The sequence below is a fragment of the Flintibacter sp. P01028 genome, from assembly GCF_041925235.1.
In the GTDB taxonomy this organism is placed as follows: domain Bacteria; phylum Bacillota; class Clostridia; order Oscillospirales; family Oscillospiraceae; genus Lawsonibacter; species Lawsonibacter aceti.
Genome location: NZ_JBHEVC010000003.1, coordinates 267516 through 282074 on the forward strand (window position 1 = coordinate 267516; position 14559 = coordinate 282074).

At 57.7% G+C, this 14559-nt stretch carries 15 protein-coding genes and 1 tRNA gene; 10 read left to right on the forward strand and 6 right to left on the reverse strand.

What is annotated here, in order from left to right; all coding sequences use genetic code 11:
* Window positions 1-15: 15 nt before the first annotated feature.
* The 4 genes from mnmA to metG all read left to right on the forward strand — a co-directional run bounded on the left by mnmA (window position 16) and on the right by metG (window position 4407).
* Window positions 16-1092, forward strand: coding sequence for a tRNA 2-thiouridine(34) synthase MnmA (mnmA, locus tag ACEVJK_RS08085; protein ID WP_374740354.1), 1077 nt, complete (start codon window positions 16-18; stop codon window positions 1090-1092).
* Window positions 1093-1125: 33 nt separating this feature from the next.
* Complete coding sequence (locus ACEVJK_RS08090; RefSeq protein WP_147573227.1) at window positions 1126-1428, forward strand: hypothetical protein; 303 nt, start codon at window positions 1126-1128, stop codon at window positions 1426-1428.
* Window positions 1429-1540: 112 nt separating this feature from the next.
* Window positions 1541-2410: a hypothetical protein gene (locus ACEVJK_RS08095; protein ID WP_374740355.1), complete on the forward strand. Its 870-nt coding sequence runs from the start codon at window positions 1541-1543 to the stop codon at window positions 2408-2410.
* A gap of 26 nt (window positions 2411-2436) precedes the next feature.
* Window positions 2437-4407 (forward strand): methionine--tRNA ligase, encoded by a 1971-nt coding sequence (gene metG, locus ACEVJK_RS08100; protein WP_147573223.1) that lies wholly within the window; start codon window positions 2437-2439, stop codon window positions 4405-4407.
* A 299-nt stretch (window positions 4408-4706) separates the two neighbouring features.
* On the opposite strand, the gene ACEVJK_RS08105 is transcribed toward metG, so the two are convergent.
* Window positions 4707-4781, reverse strand: a tRNA-Thr gene (locus ACEVJK_RS08105).
* Window positions 4782-4909: 128 nt separating this feature from the next.
* On the opposite strand from ACEVJK_RS08105, the gene ACEVJK_RS08110 reads away from it, so the two are divergent.
* Both ACEVJK_RS08110 and buk read left to right on the forward strand, forming a co-directional pair.
* Window positions 4910-5809 (forward strand): bifunctional enoyl-CoA hydratase/phosphate acetyltransferase, encoded by a 900-nt coding sequence (locus ACEVJK_RS08110; protein ID WP_147573221.1) that lies wholly within the window; start codon window positions 4910-4912, stop codon window positions 5807-5809.
* A 12-nt stretch (window positions 5810-5821) separates the two neighbouring features.
* Window positions 5822-6910, forward strand: coding sequence for a butyrate kinase (gene buk / locus ACEVJK_RS08115; RefSeq protein WP_374740356.1), 1089 nt, complete (start codon window positions 5822-5824; stop codon window positions 6908-6910).
* A 137-nt stretch (window positions 6911-7047) separates the two neighbouring features.
* Here buk and ACEVJK_RS08120 read toward each other — a convergent pair whose 3' ends face one another.
* The 4 genes from ACEVJK_RS08120 to ACEVJK_RS08135 are packed head-to-tail and all read right to left on the reverse strand — an operon-like array spanning window position 7048 to window position 9604.
* A complete protein-coding gene (locus tag ACEVJK_RS08120) occupies window positions 7048-7908 on the reverse strand; it encodes a conjugal transfer protein TraX (RefSeq protein WP_262670222.1) in 861 nt (286 codons plus the stop codon).
* Between the two features lie 47 nt (window positions 7909-7955).
* Entirely contained in the window at window positions 7956-8603 is a 648-nt protein-coding gene (locus ACEVJK_RS08125) for a DUF1847 domain-containing protein (RefSeq protein WP_147573214.1), read from the reverse strand.
* Between the two features lie 25 nt (window positions 8604-8628).
* Entirely contained in the window at window positions 8629-9390 is a 762-nt protein-coding gene (locus ACEVJK_RS08130; RefSeq protein ID WP_186851831.1) for a phosphoenolpyruvate-utilizing N-terminal domain-containing protein, read from the reverse strand.
* A 37-nt stretch (window positions 9391-9427) separates the two neighbouring features.
* A complete protein-coding gene (locus ACEVJK_RS08135; protein WP_186851830.1) occupies window positions 9428-9604 on the reverse strand; it encodes a hypothetical protein in 177 nt (58 codons plus the stop codon).
* 15 nt (window positions 9605-9619) lie between these two features.
* On the opposite strand from ACEVJK_RS08135, the gene ACEVJK_RS08140 reads away from it, so the two are divergent.
* The 4 genes from ACEVJK_RS08140 to ACEVJK_RS08155 all read left to right on the forward strand — a co-directional run bounded on the left by ACEVJK_RS08140 (window position 9620) and on the right by ACEVJK_RS08155 (window position 14405).
* Window positions 9620-10801 (forward strand): pyridoxal phosphate-dependent aminotransferase, encoded by a 1182-nt coding sequence (locus ACEVJK_RS08140; protein ID WP_147573210.1) that lies wholly within the window; start codon window positions 9620-9622, stop codon window positions 10799-10801.
* Window positions 10802-11014: 213 nt separating this feature from the next.
* The gene (gene pyk / locus ACEVJK_RS08145) at window positions 11015-12445 is read left to right on the forward strand and encodes a pyruvate kinase (RefSeq protein ID WP_186851829.1); all 1431 of its coding nucleotides are present in this window, start codon (window positions 11015-11017) and stop codon (window positions 12443-12445) included.
* 171 nt (window positions 12446-12616) lie between these two features.
* Window positions 12617-13051: a MarR family winged helix-turn-helix transcriptional regulator gene (locus ACEVJK_RS08150; RefSeq protein ID WP_147573206.1), complete on the forward strand. Its 435-nt coding sequence runs from the start codon at window positions 12617-12619 to the stop codon at window positions 13049-13051.
* 1 nt (window position 13052) lies between these two features.
* Entirely contained in the window at window positions 13053-14405 is a 1353-nt protein-coding gene (locus ACEVJK_RS08155) for an MATE family efflux transporter (protein WP_186851828.1), read from the forward strand.
* On the opposite strand, the gene ACEVJK_RS08160 is transcribed toward ACEVJK_RS08155, so the two are convergent.
* The gene (locus tag ACEVJK_RS08160) at window positions 14402-14545 is read right to left on the reverse strand and encodes a hypothetical protein (protein ID WP_340406208.1); all 144 of its coding nucleotides are present in this window, start codon (window positions 14543-14545) and stop codon (window positions 14402-14404) included. The two genes, ACEVJK_RS08155 and ACEVJK_RS08160, sit on opposite strands and share 4 nt — an antisense overlap.
* Between the last annotated feature and the right edge of the window lie 14 nt (window positions 14546-14559).

Sequence of the window (14559 nt, forward strand, 5' to 3'; positions counted from 1 at the left end):
AGGAGGTGTCCCCATATGCAAAATCGAATCGCTGTGGCCATGAGCGGTGGTGTGGACAGCTCCACCGCCGCCTGGCTGCTTCAGCAGGAGGGACACGACCTAGTGGGCGTTATGCTGAAGATGTTTGATGGCGCGCTGGTCAACGGGAGCCGGGAGGATGACAGACCTCCAGATGGCGTGGAGGACGCCCGGGCCGTGGCTGGGAAGCTGGGTATTCCCTTCTATGTGCTTGACGCCCGCGCCCCCTTCCGCTCCCATGTTCTGGACACCTTTACCTCCGCCTATGAGCGGGGGCTTACCCCTAATCCCTGCGTGGTCTGCAACCGGTATGTCAAATTCGGCTTTTTACTCCAGCAGGCCTTGGAGTCAGGCCGGGATAAGGTGGCCACCGGCCATTACGCCCGGCTGGAGCTGGACCGGGGGAGCGGCCGCTGGCTGCTGAAGAAGGCGGCCCATCCAGAGAAGGACCAGAGCTATGTACTGGCTGGTCTAAACCAGGAGCAGCTCTCCCGCTCCCTGTTTCCCCTGGGCGCTCTGTCCAAGGAGGAGGTCCGCTCCATTGCCGCCCAAGCTGACCTCATCAACGCCAAGAAGGGGGACAGCCAGGACATCTGCTTCATCCCCGACGGGGACTACGGCTCCTTTATCCGCCAGTATACTGGAAAGAGCTATCCCTCCGGCCCCTTTTTAGATGAGGGCGGAGCGGTCCTGGGGGCCCACACCGGCATCATCGACTACACCCTGGGCCAGCGGCGGGGGCTGGGGGTATCCTCCACCCGTGGGCGCCTCTATGTCAAGGAGGTCCGGCCCCAGGATAACTCCGTGGTACTCTCCTGCAATGACAGCCTGTATGGCTCCACCCTCACGGCGGCGAATCTGAACCTCATCGCCTGTGACCACCTTTCTGCTCCTGTCCGCCTGCGGGCCAAGGTCCGCTACCGCATGGCGGAGCAGCCCTGCACTGTGGAGCAGACCGGGCCGGACACCATCCACCTCGCTTTTGACCAGCCTCAACGGGCCATCACTCCCGGCCAAGCCGTGGTCCTGTATGACGGTGACACGGTGGTAGGTGGGGCCACCATTACCCCCTGATTCCTCACAGATACGAAAGGAGCTCCCTGACCCATGAGCCACAAGAAGTATAAAAAGCGCCACTCCCAGTCCACCATCAATGCCAAACGTCAGGCCAATCAGGCCAAGCTGGCCGACGAGAAGGACCGCGCCAGGAAGCGGATGGACCCCACTGCCCGCACCCTGCTCTTTGGCAACCTGGTTTTTCTGTCCATTACCGTGCTGCTCGAGCGGAACGGGCTCATCTCCCCCCTGTTCAGCGGCGCCTGCACAATCATCGGTGTCATCTTGCTGATTCTGGCCCTGTGGTTCCAGTTCGGCGGGAAAGGCCAGGACCGCTGGAATGGCGGCAAATAGGCCCTCTTTTTCCAGGCCCGCAGCCCTCTGGTATATCTGTTGCTTTTTGGAGGAAACTGGTATATGATAGTGGGCACGACTTCTTTCTCCGTTTAAGGAGGCACACAATACAATGCGAAAAGAAATCATCCTGCCGGGTCTGGCCCTGGGGGGCGGCCTGGCGGGCTTTGGACTGCGCCGCTGGCAGTGGCTGTCCGCCTATGACGCCCAGACTCAACTCTATCTCCACGGGGCGCCGGCCACCTTTGCCCTGCTCGCCCTGACGGCTCTCCTGGTCCTGGCCTTTCTTGTCCTCTGCCGTGGAAAAAGGAGGCCGGAGGGATTCCTGGACGCCTTTTTCTGTCCCTCTCCCGGTTTTATGGGACTGATGGCCGCCTCCGGCTTCTGTTTTTTAGGGGCCGGCCTGCTGGGCCTGCTGGAGTGGATGGACCAGTTCCAACTCTTCCGCATCAGCCGGGACGCCTACCTGTCCGCCTATCCCGCCGCCCTGCTGCCCGTCCTGCTGTTGACGGTCCTGCTCACCTTTGGCTCCGGAGCCGCCCTGCTGCTGGTCGGACGGGCCGCCTATCGGGGCCAGCTGGACCGGCTGACCTCCCTGCTCTCTGTCCTTCCAGGCTATACCGGGCTGTGCTGGCTGTTTGCCACCCACCTGCTCCACGGCACTGACCCCGTCGCCATGCGGTACGGCTTCTCCCTGGCAGCTACCATTCTGATGATGCTGTGCCACTACTTCGCCGCTGGTTTCTTCTTTGGCCGCTCCCACCCTCAGCTGCTTACCTTCTGCGCTTCGCTGGGCATCTCATTGGGGATAATCTCTCTGGCTGACGGCCCCAGCTGGTTCCAGCTAGCTCTAACCGCTGCCTTTCTCCTCTCTCTGCTGGGCTATGGATATGCGCTACTGTCCAACAATTCCTTCCCCGCCGGAGAGCGAATGCCCTCTGGGGCTGAACGCGAGGAGAGCTCCATTCCGAACGAGGAATAACATGATAAATTGGAGGCTGCTTTACTATGGATAAAAAGCGTTTTTATATCACCACACCCATCTACTATCCCAGCGATAAGCTGCACATCGGCCACACCTACTGCACCGTAGCCACCGACGCCATGGCCCGCTATAAGCGGCTGACCGGTTATGAGGTCCTGTTCCTCACAGGTACAGATGAACACGGCCAGAAAATCGAGGACAAGGCCAAGGAGGCCGGCGTTACTCCCAAGGAGTTCGTAGACGGCATCGTGGAGGGTCCCAAGGGAGTCAAGGATCTGTGGAAGCTGATGAACATCAGCAACGACCGTTTCATCCGCACCACCGACGATTATCACGTATCCGCCATTCAAAAGATCTTTAAAAAGATGTATGAAAAGGGCGACATCTACAAGGGTAAGTATATAGGCAAGTACTGTAAGCCTTGCGAGTCCTTCTGGACCGAATCCCAACTGGTAGATGGCAAGTGCCCCGACTGCGGGCGAGACGTCCAGGACGCGGAGGAGGAAGCCTACTTTTTCAAACTCTCCAAGTACGCCGACCGCATCCAGCATCTGCTGGAGGACACCGATTTTCTGGAGCCCCGCAGCCGGGTCAACGAGATGGTGAACAACTTTATAAAGCCCGGTCTGGAGGACCTGTGCGTATCCCGGACCTCCTTTACCTGGGGCGTGCCCGTGGACTTCGACCCCGGTCACGTGGTCTATGTGTGGGTGGACGCCCTGTTCAACTACACCACCGCTCTGGGCCTGTTCAACGACAAGTACCACGACTATGAAAAGTTCTGGCCCGCCGACGTTCACTTTGTTGGTAAGGAAATCGTCCGCTTCCACTCCATCATTTGGCCTGCCATGCTTATGAGTATGGAGATGCCTCTGCCCAAGAAAGTCTTTGGCCACGGCTGGCTGCTGCTGGACGGCGGCAAGATGTCCAAGAGCAAGGGTAACGTGGTGGACCCCTATATCCTGGCTGAGATGTTCGGGGTGGACGCCCTGCGGTTCTTCCTGCTGCGCACCTTCCCCTTCGGCTCTGACGGCAACTTCTCCAACGAAGCGCTGATTCAGACTATCAATGTGGACCTGGCCAACGACCTGGGCAACCTCCTCTCCCGAACCGTGTCCATGGTAGGCAAGTATTTCGGTGGCACCCTGCCCGAAGATCAGTCGGAAGACGGGGAGATGGACAGGGAGATGGTGGAGCTCATCTCCTCCCTGCGCGCCAAGTATGAGGAGCAGATGGAGCACTACGCCTTCCAGAACGCCCTGGCGGAAATCTTTAAGGTCATCGGCCGGGCCAACAAGTATATCGACGAGAACGCCCCCTGGGTGCTGGCCAAGGACATGGAGGCCAACGGTCCCCGTCTGGCACGGGTCATGTATAACCTGCTGGAGGTACTGCGGGTATCCGGTATCCTGCTGACCCCCTTTATCCCCGGCTCCGCCGGAAAGGTACTGGACCAAATCGGCGCCTGCCAGGAGTGCCGCACCTGGGACAGCGCCGCCGTCTACGGCTCCCTGCGGAGGGATGTCACCGTCCAGCGGGGGGAAAACCTGTTCCCCCGTGTAGACACAGAGAAGGCCCTGGCCCAGTTGGAGGCGGCGGCTGAAGCCGCCCGGAAGTCCGCCCTCCCGGACCTGGAAATAGAGCCCCAGCTGGAGGCCAAGGTGGACTTTGACACCTTCTGTAAGTCTGACTTCCGAGCAGTCAAGGTCAAGGCCTGTGAGAATGTGAAGAAGAGCGAGAAGCTGCTGAAATTCACCCTGGACGACGGCACCGGTACCGACCGTCAGATCCTGTCCGGCATCGCCAAATGGTACAAGCCGGAGGACCTGGTAGGCAAGACCCTCATGGCTATCGTCAACCTGCCGCCCCGGAAAATGATGGGCCTGGAGTCCAACGGTATGCTCATCTCCGCCGTCCACACTGAGAAGGGCGCTGAGGTCCTGAATCTGCTTATGCTGGACGACAAGATCCCCGCTGGCGCCAAGATGTGCTGAGTGCATGGGCTGATGATCGAAAACTTCCTATTTTTTCAGAAAGGCACGACGTAAGTCGTGTCTTTCTTTACAATGAAAAAGCTCGTCGCAAGCGACATATCGCTTGCGACGAGCTGGCAGGGACGGTCAAAATCGATATTTCTTCATGGCGAAAAATGCCGCCCACAGGGCGGCCCACCAACTGTGTGCCTAGCGGAGCGGGCCGCAGTTGAAAAGGAGGAGCAGGGAAGCGGGCGGATGACGTCTTTTTTGCCCCAGGCATAAAAAGACGTCGGAGCAAAGCGGACTTTGCTCCGACGTGGAGCTAGTGGTGGGAATCGAACCCACGGCCTGCTCATTACGAGTGAGCTGCTCTACCCCTGAGCCACACTAGCGGATAACAAATGATATTATACCGATTCCGGTCCCATCCGTCAAGGGGAAGGACAGCAAATTTGCCCTATACTTTTTTTCTCTGGAATGTTAGAATAGGTGCGACAAACTGACAGAAAAGAGGACGCCCATGGTCATCTCGAGTTTTTCAGCTCTGAAGAGCCGGCTGCAACATCTCTCCCCCAGGGAGGCGGTGGTAGCCGCGGCCCATGACGAACACACCTTACAGGCAGTCTTTGCCGCCCGCCGAGACGGGCTGATCCGCCCCATCTTGGTGGGCCGACGGAACGAGATCCGATCCATTGCCCGCAGTCTGGGGGAGGAGCTCTCTCCAGAACAGATCGTAGACGCCCAGGATGATCTGGAGTGCGCTGCCCGCTCTGTCGCTCTTATCCGGGAGGGAAAGGGGGATATCCTCATCAAGGGGATGCTTCAGACCGGCACTCTGCTCAAGGCGGTGGTCCACCGGGAAACAGGCATTCGGGCCAGCCAGGTCATGTCCCATGTGGCTATTTTGGATGTGCCCCGCTACCACAAGCTGCTATTCATCACCGACGGCGGTATGGTAGTAGCCCCCAATCTGGAGCAGAAAGGCCATATCCTGAAAAACGCGGTGGACTTCTGCCGCTTCCTGGGCTATGAACGGCCCAAGGCCGCCGCCTTGTGCGCTGTGGAAACGGTGAATCCCGCTATGCCTGAAACCGGGGACGCCCTGTCACTAAAAGAAGCGGGAGAGCGGGGGGAATTCGGTCCCTGTATCGTGGAAGGGCCCATCTCTCTGGACCTGGCCACCGACCGCGAGGCGGCTCTGGTGAAGGGCTACCACAGCCCGGTGGCCGGGGACGCGGACATTCTGCTGGTCCCCGCTATCGCCGTGGGCAACGTACTGGGCAAAGCCCTATATGGCTTGGCCGGCGGCCAGATGGCCGGAGTCGTGCTGGGAGCGGCGGTCCCTATCACCATCAATTCCCGTGGGGCCACGCCGGAGGAGAAATATTACTCTATCCTGCTCTGCGCCGCCATGGATTAGGAGGAAGCTGACATGTCCCACAAGATCTTAGTCCTCAACCCAGGCTCCACCAGCACCAAGGCCGCTGTCTACGAGGATGAGCACCCGTTGATGCTCAAAAGCATCGGGCACACCAACCAGGACCTGTCCCCCTATCCTGCCCTCAACGACCAGTTAGACTACCGGGTGGCCCTGGTCCGAAGCTGGCTGGCCCAGGAGGGCTTTGACCTGACGCAGCTTTCCGCTGTGGTAGGGCGGGGCGGCATCATTCCTAATATCGTGGCCGGCGGCTATGTGGTGGATGACAACTTGACCGACTGCCTGCTCCACCACACAGTGTTTGACCACGCCTCCAACCTGGGTGGATTGATGGCCCGGGAATTTGCTGAACCGCTGCGCATCCCCGCCTATATCTACGACGCGGTCACCAGTGATGAGCTGCCCCCGGAGGCCCGTGTCACTGGCTTTAAGGAGGTCACCCGCGCCAGCTTCTGCCACGTCCTCAACGCCAGAGCCACCAGCCACAAGTACGCCCAGGCCATGGGCCGGAAATACGAGGATATGAATTTGGTCGTGGCCCATTTGGGGGGTGGAATTTCCATTTCCGCACACAGCCACGGGCGCATCATCGACTCTGTGTCCGACGACGCCGGCCCCTTTTCCCCGGACCGGGCGGGCAGTTTGAATATGCTGTATGTGGTGGATCTGTGCTACTCGGGCAAGTACACCAAGGCCCAGATGCTGAAAAAGCTTCGGGGGGAGGGTGGGATGTCCGCCCTGCTGGGCACCCATGACTGCCGGGAGGTGGAGCGCCGTATCGAGGACGGGGATGAGTGGGCGGCCCTGGTCTACCAGGCCCAAGCCCTCCAGATCGCCAAGGGCGTTGGAATCATGCTGGGCTGCTTCCATGAGCTGATCGACGCGGTCATCCTCACCGGGGGGCTGGCCAACTCCAAAAAGCTCACCAGCATGGTCATCGACTATCTCCACAACCTGTGTCGGGTGGTGGTCATCCCCGGAGAAAACGAGATGGAGGCCCTGGCCCTGGGCGCTCTGCGTATCCTCAACGGCCAGGAACAGGTGCATACTTTCTGCCCCGTCTGCCCTATGCCGATTCAATAACAATAGTCTGCGCTCTTACAGAATTATCGCTTAACAAACTGAGTCCCCCGCATGATCGAATTCATACGGAGGACTTTGTTATGCGCAGCACAGGTTTTTTCAGGGGGCCAGTGCCCCGGCAAATCAAAATCGCGCGATCAGGTTATCATCGACTTTTCCAAGAGCAATCGGAATAGGTACAAAATCGTAATGTGCAGCGGATAGAATACGTAAAAAAAGCGCTTCAATTTCAGTTTCCCCCGCCTGCCGTTATAGAGTAAAATGAGCAGACAGGTAAAAAGGATGCACATAGTCGGCTGATTTCCAGTCGCCCCCATATATGCCAGAAGGAACAGCAGCACTTGATAGACCCGATGGCTGCGGCAGACGTAGAACGCGGATATGAACAGGATCCCCTGTATCCCGTAATCACAGCGTATCAGTTCAGCAATTACAGAAAAAAGCGCCACACTGACAACTTGCAAAACCACTGACTTAATTTTATCAGTGCGCACCTGTGATTTGCACGAGCATCTTTCGAGACACGCTAATGTCAATAAGCCTAAAAACAAAGTGAAAAATACATTTTGATATTTTAAATAAAACGGAAATGTACCCTCCATAAGCGAATATCTGCTAAAAAATCCTATATCAAAAGGTATTTCGGAGATTAGCGCAAATACAAGCATTAACCCGATATATCGCTTCTTGTTTCTAGTATGTTGGAAACCCTCTGCCAGCAAAAAGCAAAACAGCGGAAACGCAATTGTACCTATGCTCTGCAGATCAAATCGAATGAAATAATCAATTTTCTCAAACTGCTCCCAGGATAGTTTCCCGGTATCCACCATTACGCCCCAGTAATTTGATAAGAGCCACTGAAGGACGATTTTGCAGGTGTGGTCAATAACCATCGCCATAACAGCGATCATTTTCAAGGAATTTCCTGTCAGGAACTGTACTTGCTCCAAACGTCTATCCAGGCAGTCCGCGCCACCGTTTATTCTTTCAAATAGCACCTTCAAGTCTGGTTCCTCAAATCATCCCATGGCATCCCTGGATCGATTCACTCATAAAGTTTTTTATAGTACCCGCTGTACAGAGCGGCCACCGGGTTATGGCCCAGCACCCTGTCCTTAGCGATGAGGGTAGTCACCGGCGCGTCAGAATACTTGCTGAACAGGGCGTCATGGCCTACACACAAGCCGATAGCGATATTCAGATCCGTTTTTTCCCGGTTGAGCACCCGTGCCTGGAGGATGGGGTTGCACATGGTCTCCGGATGGGCCCCCTTGCAGATGGTGTCCTCAGGGGCTAGCCCCATATTCGCCTTGTCCTCTCCCCCTACCTTACACACCACACTGACATACTCAATTCCGTTTTTCTGCAAGATTTTGGCAAAGATCTTAGCTTCGTTAATCAGTCCAAAACAAGTGGCGATCCCTACCTTTTTGGCCCCGATCTCCTTGATAAACAGGACGGTTTCTTCTACACGGGTCTTGGTACAGTAATACCGCCCCTCGATTTGGGCGGCGGCCCGAGCCATTTTCCCGTCTATGGTGTCGCCGCCATAAATCTGGTCCAACTCAGCGGTTTCCCCCGCCTCCACACATCCGGTGGTCAAACAGAATTCCGGGTACTGTTCCCCCCGGTTTCGACAGTTGTACAGGCCGCAGTCCGTACAGCTCAACCTCCGCTTCTTCTCCCGCTCCATGTGTACGCTCCCCTTTCTTTTCTTTCTATGTCCCGCAGCCCACGGGGCAGCCCCGCTCCTGATACCTCAGGCGGAGTTTCTCCATCAATTCCCGGTCCGGATCCAAATACAGCTTGTTGTCAAATCCGTCCATCAGGCCGATCTGTCCCTCCCACTCCAGGTCCGGGGACAAGTCCAGCTCAATCATGCCTGGGATGTGATAGGCCCGCAGCAGGTGAGCGGTATGGCTGTCCACATTGCCCCGCATAGCCGCCAGTCCCACCAGCCAGCGGCGGTCCAACTCCATCACCTCGCTGGGGAAAAACTCCTCACAGACCAGGATGGTCCCCGGCCGGGTCAAGGGTGCCTTTGGCCGGCGACCCAGCAGCGCCCGGAGCATTCTGCGGGAGATGTCCCGCATATCCACCGATCTGGCCCGCATATAGGGGCTGTCCATCGCTCCAAAGGCGGCGGCCAGAGCATCCCCCGCCGCCTTGACAGCATATTCTGCCGTGGCCCCCTCCCTTTGTATCATGTCCGTGATGGTTCGGACAAGGTCCTCATCCTCCAGCAGCATAGCGTGGATGGCAAAAATAGAGGCTGTTTCCTCCCCCACCTCGGCAAAGGCACGGTCGTAGAGGGCAGCCAACTGCAGTACGGCCTGCCTCTGTCCTTGTTGGAATCGCTCCAGCTCCTCTTGGGGGCCGCGTTGAGAGCGGGGGGCTAACACAGGGGGCTCACGCCGGTAAAAGTGCAACTGTCCAATAGCGATCTGCTCCGCGATGGATCTTCCAGCCAACTCCAGCATACCCTCACCTCCCCGTTCTCCACTGGTATTTCTTTGATTATAGCCCCCCATTCTCCGTTTGTAAAGGCGAGGCGTGGCTGATTTTGCCCCTCTTGTCATCGAACTTCCCCCCTTTTTCTTCCCTCTGACTCAAAATTGCCGCTTTACGCTGATAAATTGCCGTGGTATAATGGACAAGCAGGTCCGTTCCTGTTCTTTTTTCCCGATTTTTCATAAGGAGGTCATCCCCGTGGTTTCTGAACGTATGCTTGGACTGGGCACCGCCCGGTCTGTGATCCGTGAGCTGTTTGAGTACGGCAAGCAGCGGGCCGCTGTTGTCGGCCCTGAAAACGTCTTTGATTTCTCGCTGGGCAATCCCAGCGTTCCCGCCCCCGACGCGGTCAACGAGACCGCCATCCGCATTCTGCGGGAACAGCCCGAACTGATCCACTGCTACACCAGCGCCCAGGGCGACGCACAGGCCCGCCAGCGATTCGCCGACTCCCTGAACCGCCGTTTTGGGGCCAGCTACACCGCCGACCAGCTCTATATCACCGTAGGGGCGGCCGCCTCTCTCTGCTGTGTCTTCGGCGGACTGACCTGCCCCGAGGACGAGTTTATCGTATTTGCCCCCTATTTCCCCGAATATAAGGTATTCATTGAAGGCGCGGGGGCCAAAATGGTACTCATTCCCCCGGAGATCGACCACTTCCAGATTGACTTTGAGGCCTTTGAAAAGGCTGTCGGCCCCCACACCAAGGGCGTGGTGGTCAACACCCCCAACAATCCCTCCGGCGTAGTCTACTCCAAGGACACCCTGGAGCGGCTGGCCGCCGTCCTCACCGCCAAGAGTCAGGAGTACGGACACCCCATCTACCTCATCTCTGACGAGCCCTATCGTGAAATTGTATTCCAGGGCTTCGAGGTCCCCTGGGTCCCTCACATCTACCGGGACACCATCGTGTGCTACTCCTTCTCCAAGTCCCTGTCCCTCCCCGGCGAACGGCTGGGCTATGTGCTGGTCCCCGGTGACATCACCGACTCTGCCGAGGTCTACGCCGCCGTGGCCGGGGCGGGCCGCTCCCTGGGCTATGTGAACGCTCCCAGCCTGTTCCAGCAGGTGACCTCTCTGTGCTGCGATATGACCTCTGATTTGAAGGTGTACGAGGAGAACTGCCGGCTGCTCACCTCCTCCCTGCGGGAGATGGGGTACCATGTAGCCCAGCCCGGCGGCGCTTTCTACCTCTTCCCCCGGTCCCTGGAGCCCGATGATCTGGCTTTCAGCGAGCGGGCCAAGAAGTTCGACCTGCTGCTGGTCCCCGGCTCCGGCTTCGGCGCCCCCGGCCATGTGCGCATCGCCTACTGTGTCCAGACCGAGATGATCCAGCGGGCCCTGCCGAAATTCAAGGCTCTGGCTGACTCCTACCTATAAAATGACTGCCCCCTTCCGCCTAAGCGGGAGGGGGTCTTTTCATACCTTCTGCGTCCGTTCACCATTCGGATAGCCCCCCTCCCATTTGTCGGATTTTTGGTCATGGAGAGGACATAATTTCATGGAATTGCCCCCTGTTCAAAGCCCCTCTTTTCCTGTATGATAGGGATGTACGAAGTCTGAACAGTTTGATTCCCACAGGAGGAAATCAATATGAGAAAAACAAAGATCATCTGCACCCTGGGCCCCGCAGTGGACAGCGAGGATATGATTCGCACCCTGATCCGCTCCGGAATGGACGCGGCCCGGTTCAACTTCTCCCACGGCAGCCACCCGGAGCACCTGGAGCGGCTTAGTCTGCTCAAGGCTGTCCGTGACGCTATGGGCCGCCCGGTGGCCACAATTTTGGACACCAAAGGGCCGGAGATCCGCATCCGCAACTTCGACACCAAGTCCATTTCCCTGGAGGCGGGGGATACCTTCACTCTGACCACACGGGAGGAGGTGGGGGACCAGACGCATGTTTCTGTCAGCTATCCCAAGCTCCACCAGGAGGTGGCCCCCGGCCAGGAGATCCTCATTGACGACGGCCTAGTGGCCATCCGGGTGGATGAGATCCGGGGTGAGGACATCGTCTGCACAGTGGAGAACGGTGGTACTTTATCCGCCAATAAGTCCATCAATATCCCCGGCGTCCATATCCATCTGCCCGCCCTGACCGAGAAGGATGTGGCAGACATCCGATTCGGGGTGGAGAATGACTTTGACTTTATCGCTGCCTCCTTTGTCCGTCAGGCCAGCGATGTTGAGGCGGTCCGCCAGGTCCTTCAGGACTGTGGCGGGGAAAGTGTGAAGATCATCGCCAAGATTGAGAACCAGGAGGGCGTAGACAACATCGACGAGATCCTGGCCGCCGCCGACGGCATTATGGTGGCCCGGGGCGATCTGGGCGTAGAGATCCCCGCCGCCAAGGTACCCATCCTTCAGAAGAAAATCATCCGCAAGGGCCTTCAGGCAGGCAAGCCTGTCATCACCGCCACCCAGATGCTGGATTCCATGATGCGCAACCCCCGGCCCACCCGGGCAGAGGTGTCCGACGTGGCCAACGCCGTATTTGACGGCACAAGCTGCGTCATGCTGTCCGGCGAGACTGCTGGGGGCAAATATCCGGTGGAGGCCCTCACAGCTATGACAGGCATTGTGGAGGAGGCGGAGGCCTCCATTGACTACTGGCGCCACTTCCAAAAGCAGAGGGTGGTCCCGGCCAGCAACATTAACGACGCCATCACTCACACCTGCTGTTTGACCGCCAAGGACTTGGACGCCAAGGCCATCCTGGCGGCCACTAACTCCGGCCGTACCGCCCGGATGATCTGTCGGTTCCGCCCCTCCTGCCCCGTGGCCGCCCTGACCATGCATGAGAAGGTGCGCCGCCAGCTGAACATCTGCTGGGGTGTCATCCCCTTCCTCACCGGAGAGGTCAACTCCACCGACCGCATCTTCTCTCTGTCCGCCGAGGTGGCTCTGAAGGAACGGCTGGTCCAGGCTGGGGACACGGTCGTGATTACCGCTGGGGTCCCCCTGGGCAAGAGCGGCTCCACCAACCTGATTAAAGCCCAAGTCATCAGCGGGGAGGATCTCTGAGCATATCTTTCCTTTCCCTTTCGTACATCTGATCCGTCCAAGCTGTGCTTGGACGGATTTTTTACTTCTTAGCATCCTTCTTTCTCCTACTTGACAACATTATAATCTTCTGTTATATTGATTAAGCAAATTTAATTAAATTTGGTTAACTATTTAGGAGGCGCCTGTTTTATGGACCTGCGTGACAGTCTGTGCAGATTTTATTATGACTCTACCGTCAGTGACCTGCGCCAAGTAAACAAGACTGGAGGAGGTGAGTTGTCCTATAACAGCATCATGTATTTGGATGTCATCTCCTATCAGCAGGCCCTGGGCGTGTGCACTGTCACCACCTTGGCAGACACCCTGCACATCTCTCGCGCGGCAGCCACCATCAAAGTCGGGGAACTGGTCAAGCTGGGCCTGGTAACCAAAACCCGGAGCGAGGAGGATCGGCGTGTCAGCTACTTGTCAGTTACCGGGCCGGCCGCCTTGGCGCTAAAAGCCTATGACCGTCCGCTGGAGCGTGCGGCTCGTCAGGTGGAGGCCGCCTACTCCCAGGATGAAATTGACCTGTTCTGCGCGATTTTAGACATATTCAGCAAGGAGTATCAAAAGGATCTTTAATATGACACAGCAAGAACGTATTTTTATCACCCTTTCCCCTACCCGGCTCTTTTTCCGATGTGCTCTGCCCAGTATGGTCAGCATGGCGGTCACTTCGCTCTATACGGTAGTGGACGGCATCTTTGTGGGCCGCTATGTTGGGGCCGACGCCCTGGCCGCCGTTAACCTAGTCATGCCCCTGCTTTTAATCAGCTTTGCCCTGATCGATCTGGTAGCCGTGGGCTCTTCGGTCCAGATCGCGATCCGCCTGGGGGAGCAGAAGTCCGAGGAGGCCAGCCGTATTTTCAGCTTCTGCTCCAAGCTCATCCTTCTGCTCTCTCTTCTAATCGGAGCGGCGGGTTTCTTCTTGGCCGGGCCCGCAGTGGCACTCATGGGCGCGGAGCGTCAGGTCACCGCTATGGCAGTGGATTACCTGCGGGTCTATGCTCTGCTGGCCCCCTTTATCATGCTCTTTTTCGCATTGGACAACTATCTGCGCATCTGCGGCCGGGTCCGGTACAGCATGGGAATCAATGTGTTCACCTCCCTTGTGAACATTGTACTGGACGCTCTATTCCTTATTGTCTTCCGTTGGGGAGTGGCCGGGGCGGCCCTGGCTTCCTGCATTGGGATGGCCCTGGGCACAGTCCTTGGCCTGCTCCCCTTCCTACGAAAAAAACTGCCCCTACGCTTTGTCCGGGGCCGGGTACCTCTCCATCAGCTGGCTGCCCTGCTGGCAAATGGCAGCTCAGAATTCTTCTCCAGCATCGCCGGCTCGGTGCTCATGGTCATCCTCAACAGTGTACTGCTCCATCTGGCCGGCACCCCGGCGGTAAGCGCCTTTTCCATCGTGATGTATGTGGACAGCATCGTCGGCGCCCTCCTTTTCGGCATGGCCGACTCCATGCAGCCCGCCATCAGCTATAACTATGGTGCCGGCAGCCGTACCCGTATGTTCGCCCTGGAGAAGCGAGTCCTGACGGCGGCGGCGGCTATCTCCCTGGCTGTGCTGGTCTGGATGCAGCTCGGAGGCGAACAGGTCATCCCCCTGTTCCTCAAGGAGGAGGACTCAGCTCTGCTGGACATGACCCTGCGGGCCATGGAGCTCTTCTCCTTGTCCTATCTCCTTGGGTGGGTGAGCACCTGCCTCAGCTCCTTCTTTACCGCCCTGAATCGACCGGGGCTTTCCCTGGTCCTGGCGTTCAGCCGGACTCTTGTCTTCCCCCTCCTGTCCCTGCTTGTACTGCCCGGCGCCCTGGGGCTGGATGGGGTGTGGCTCATCTCCACCTCTACCGGAGTACTCACCGCCATTCTCTCCCTTCTCTTTCTTCTCCGTGTCCTCCGGCAGGAAAAGCTTCTGTCCCGGACGGCTTAACAAGCCTCCAAGCCATTTTGGCTTGGGGGCTTTCCTATTTCTCTACCCTCCAAAGTGCTGACATATGGTAATTCGATATCCTCCAGCCTCTCCCCCACAAAAATATTTTCTTTGATTTTTCCCTCTGTCTGTGCTAACATATCCTCCCGAATGG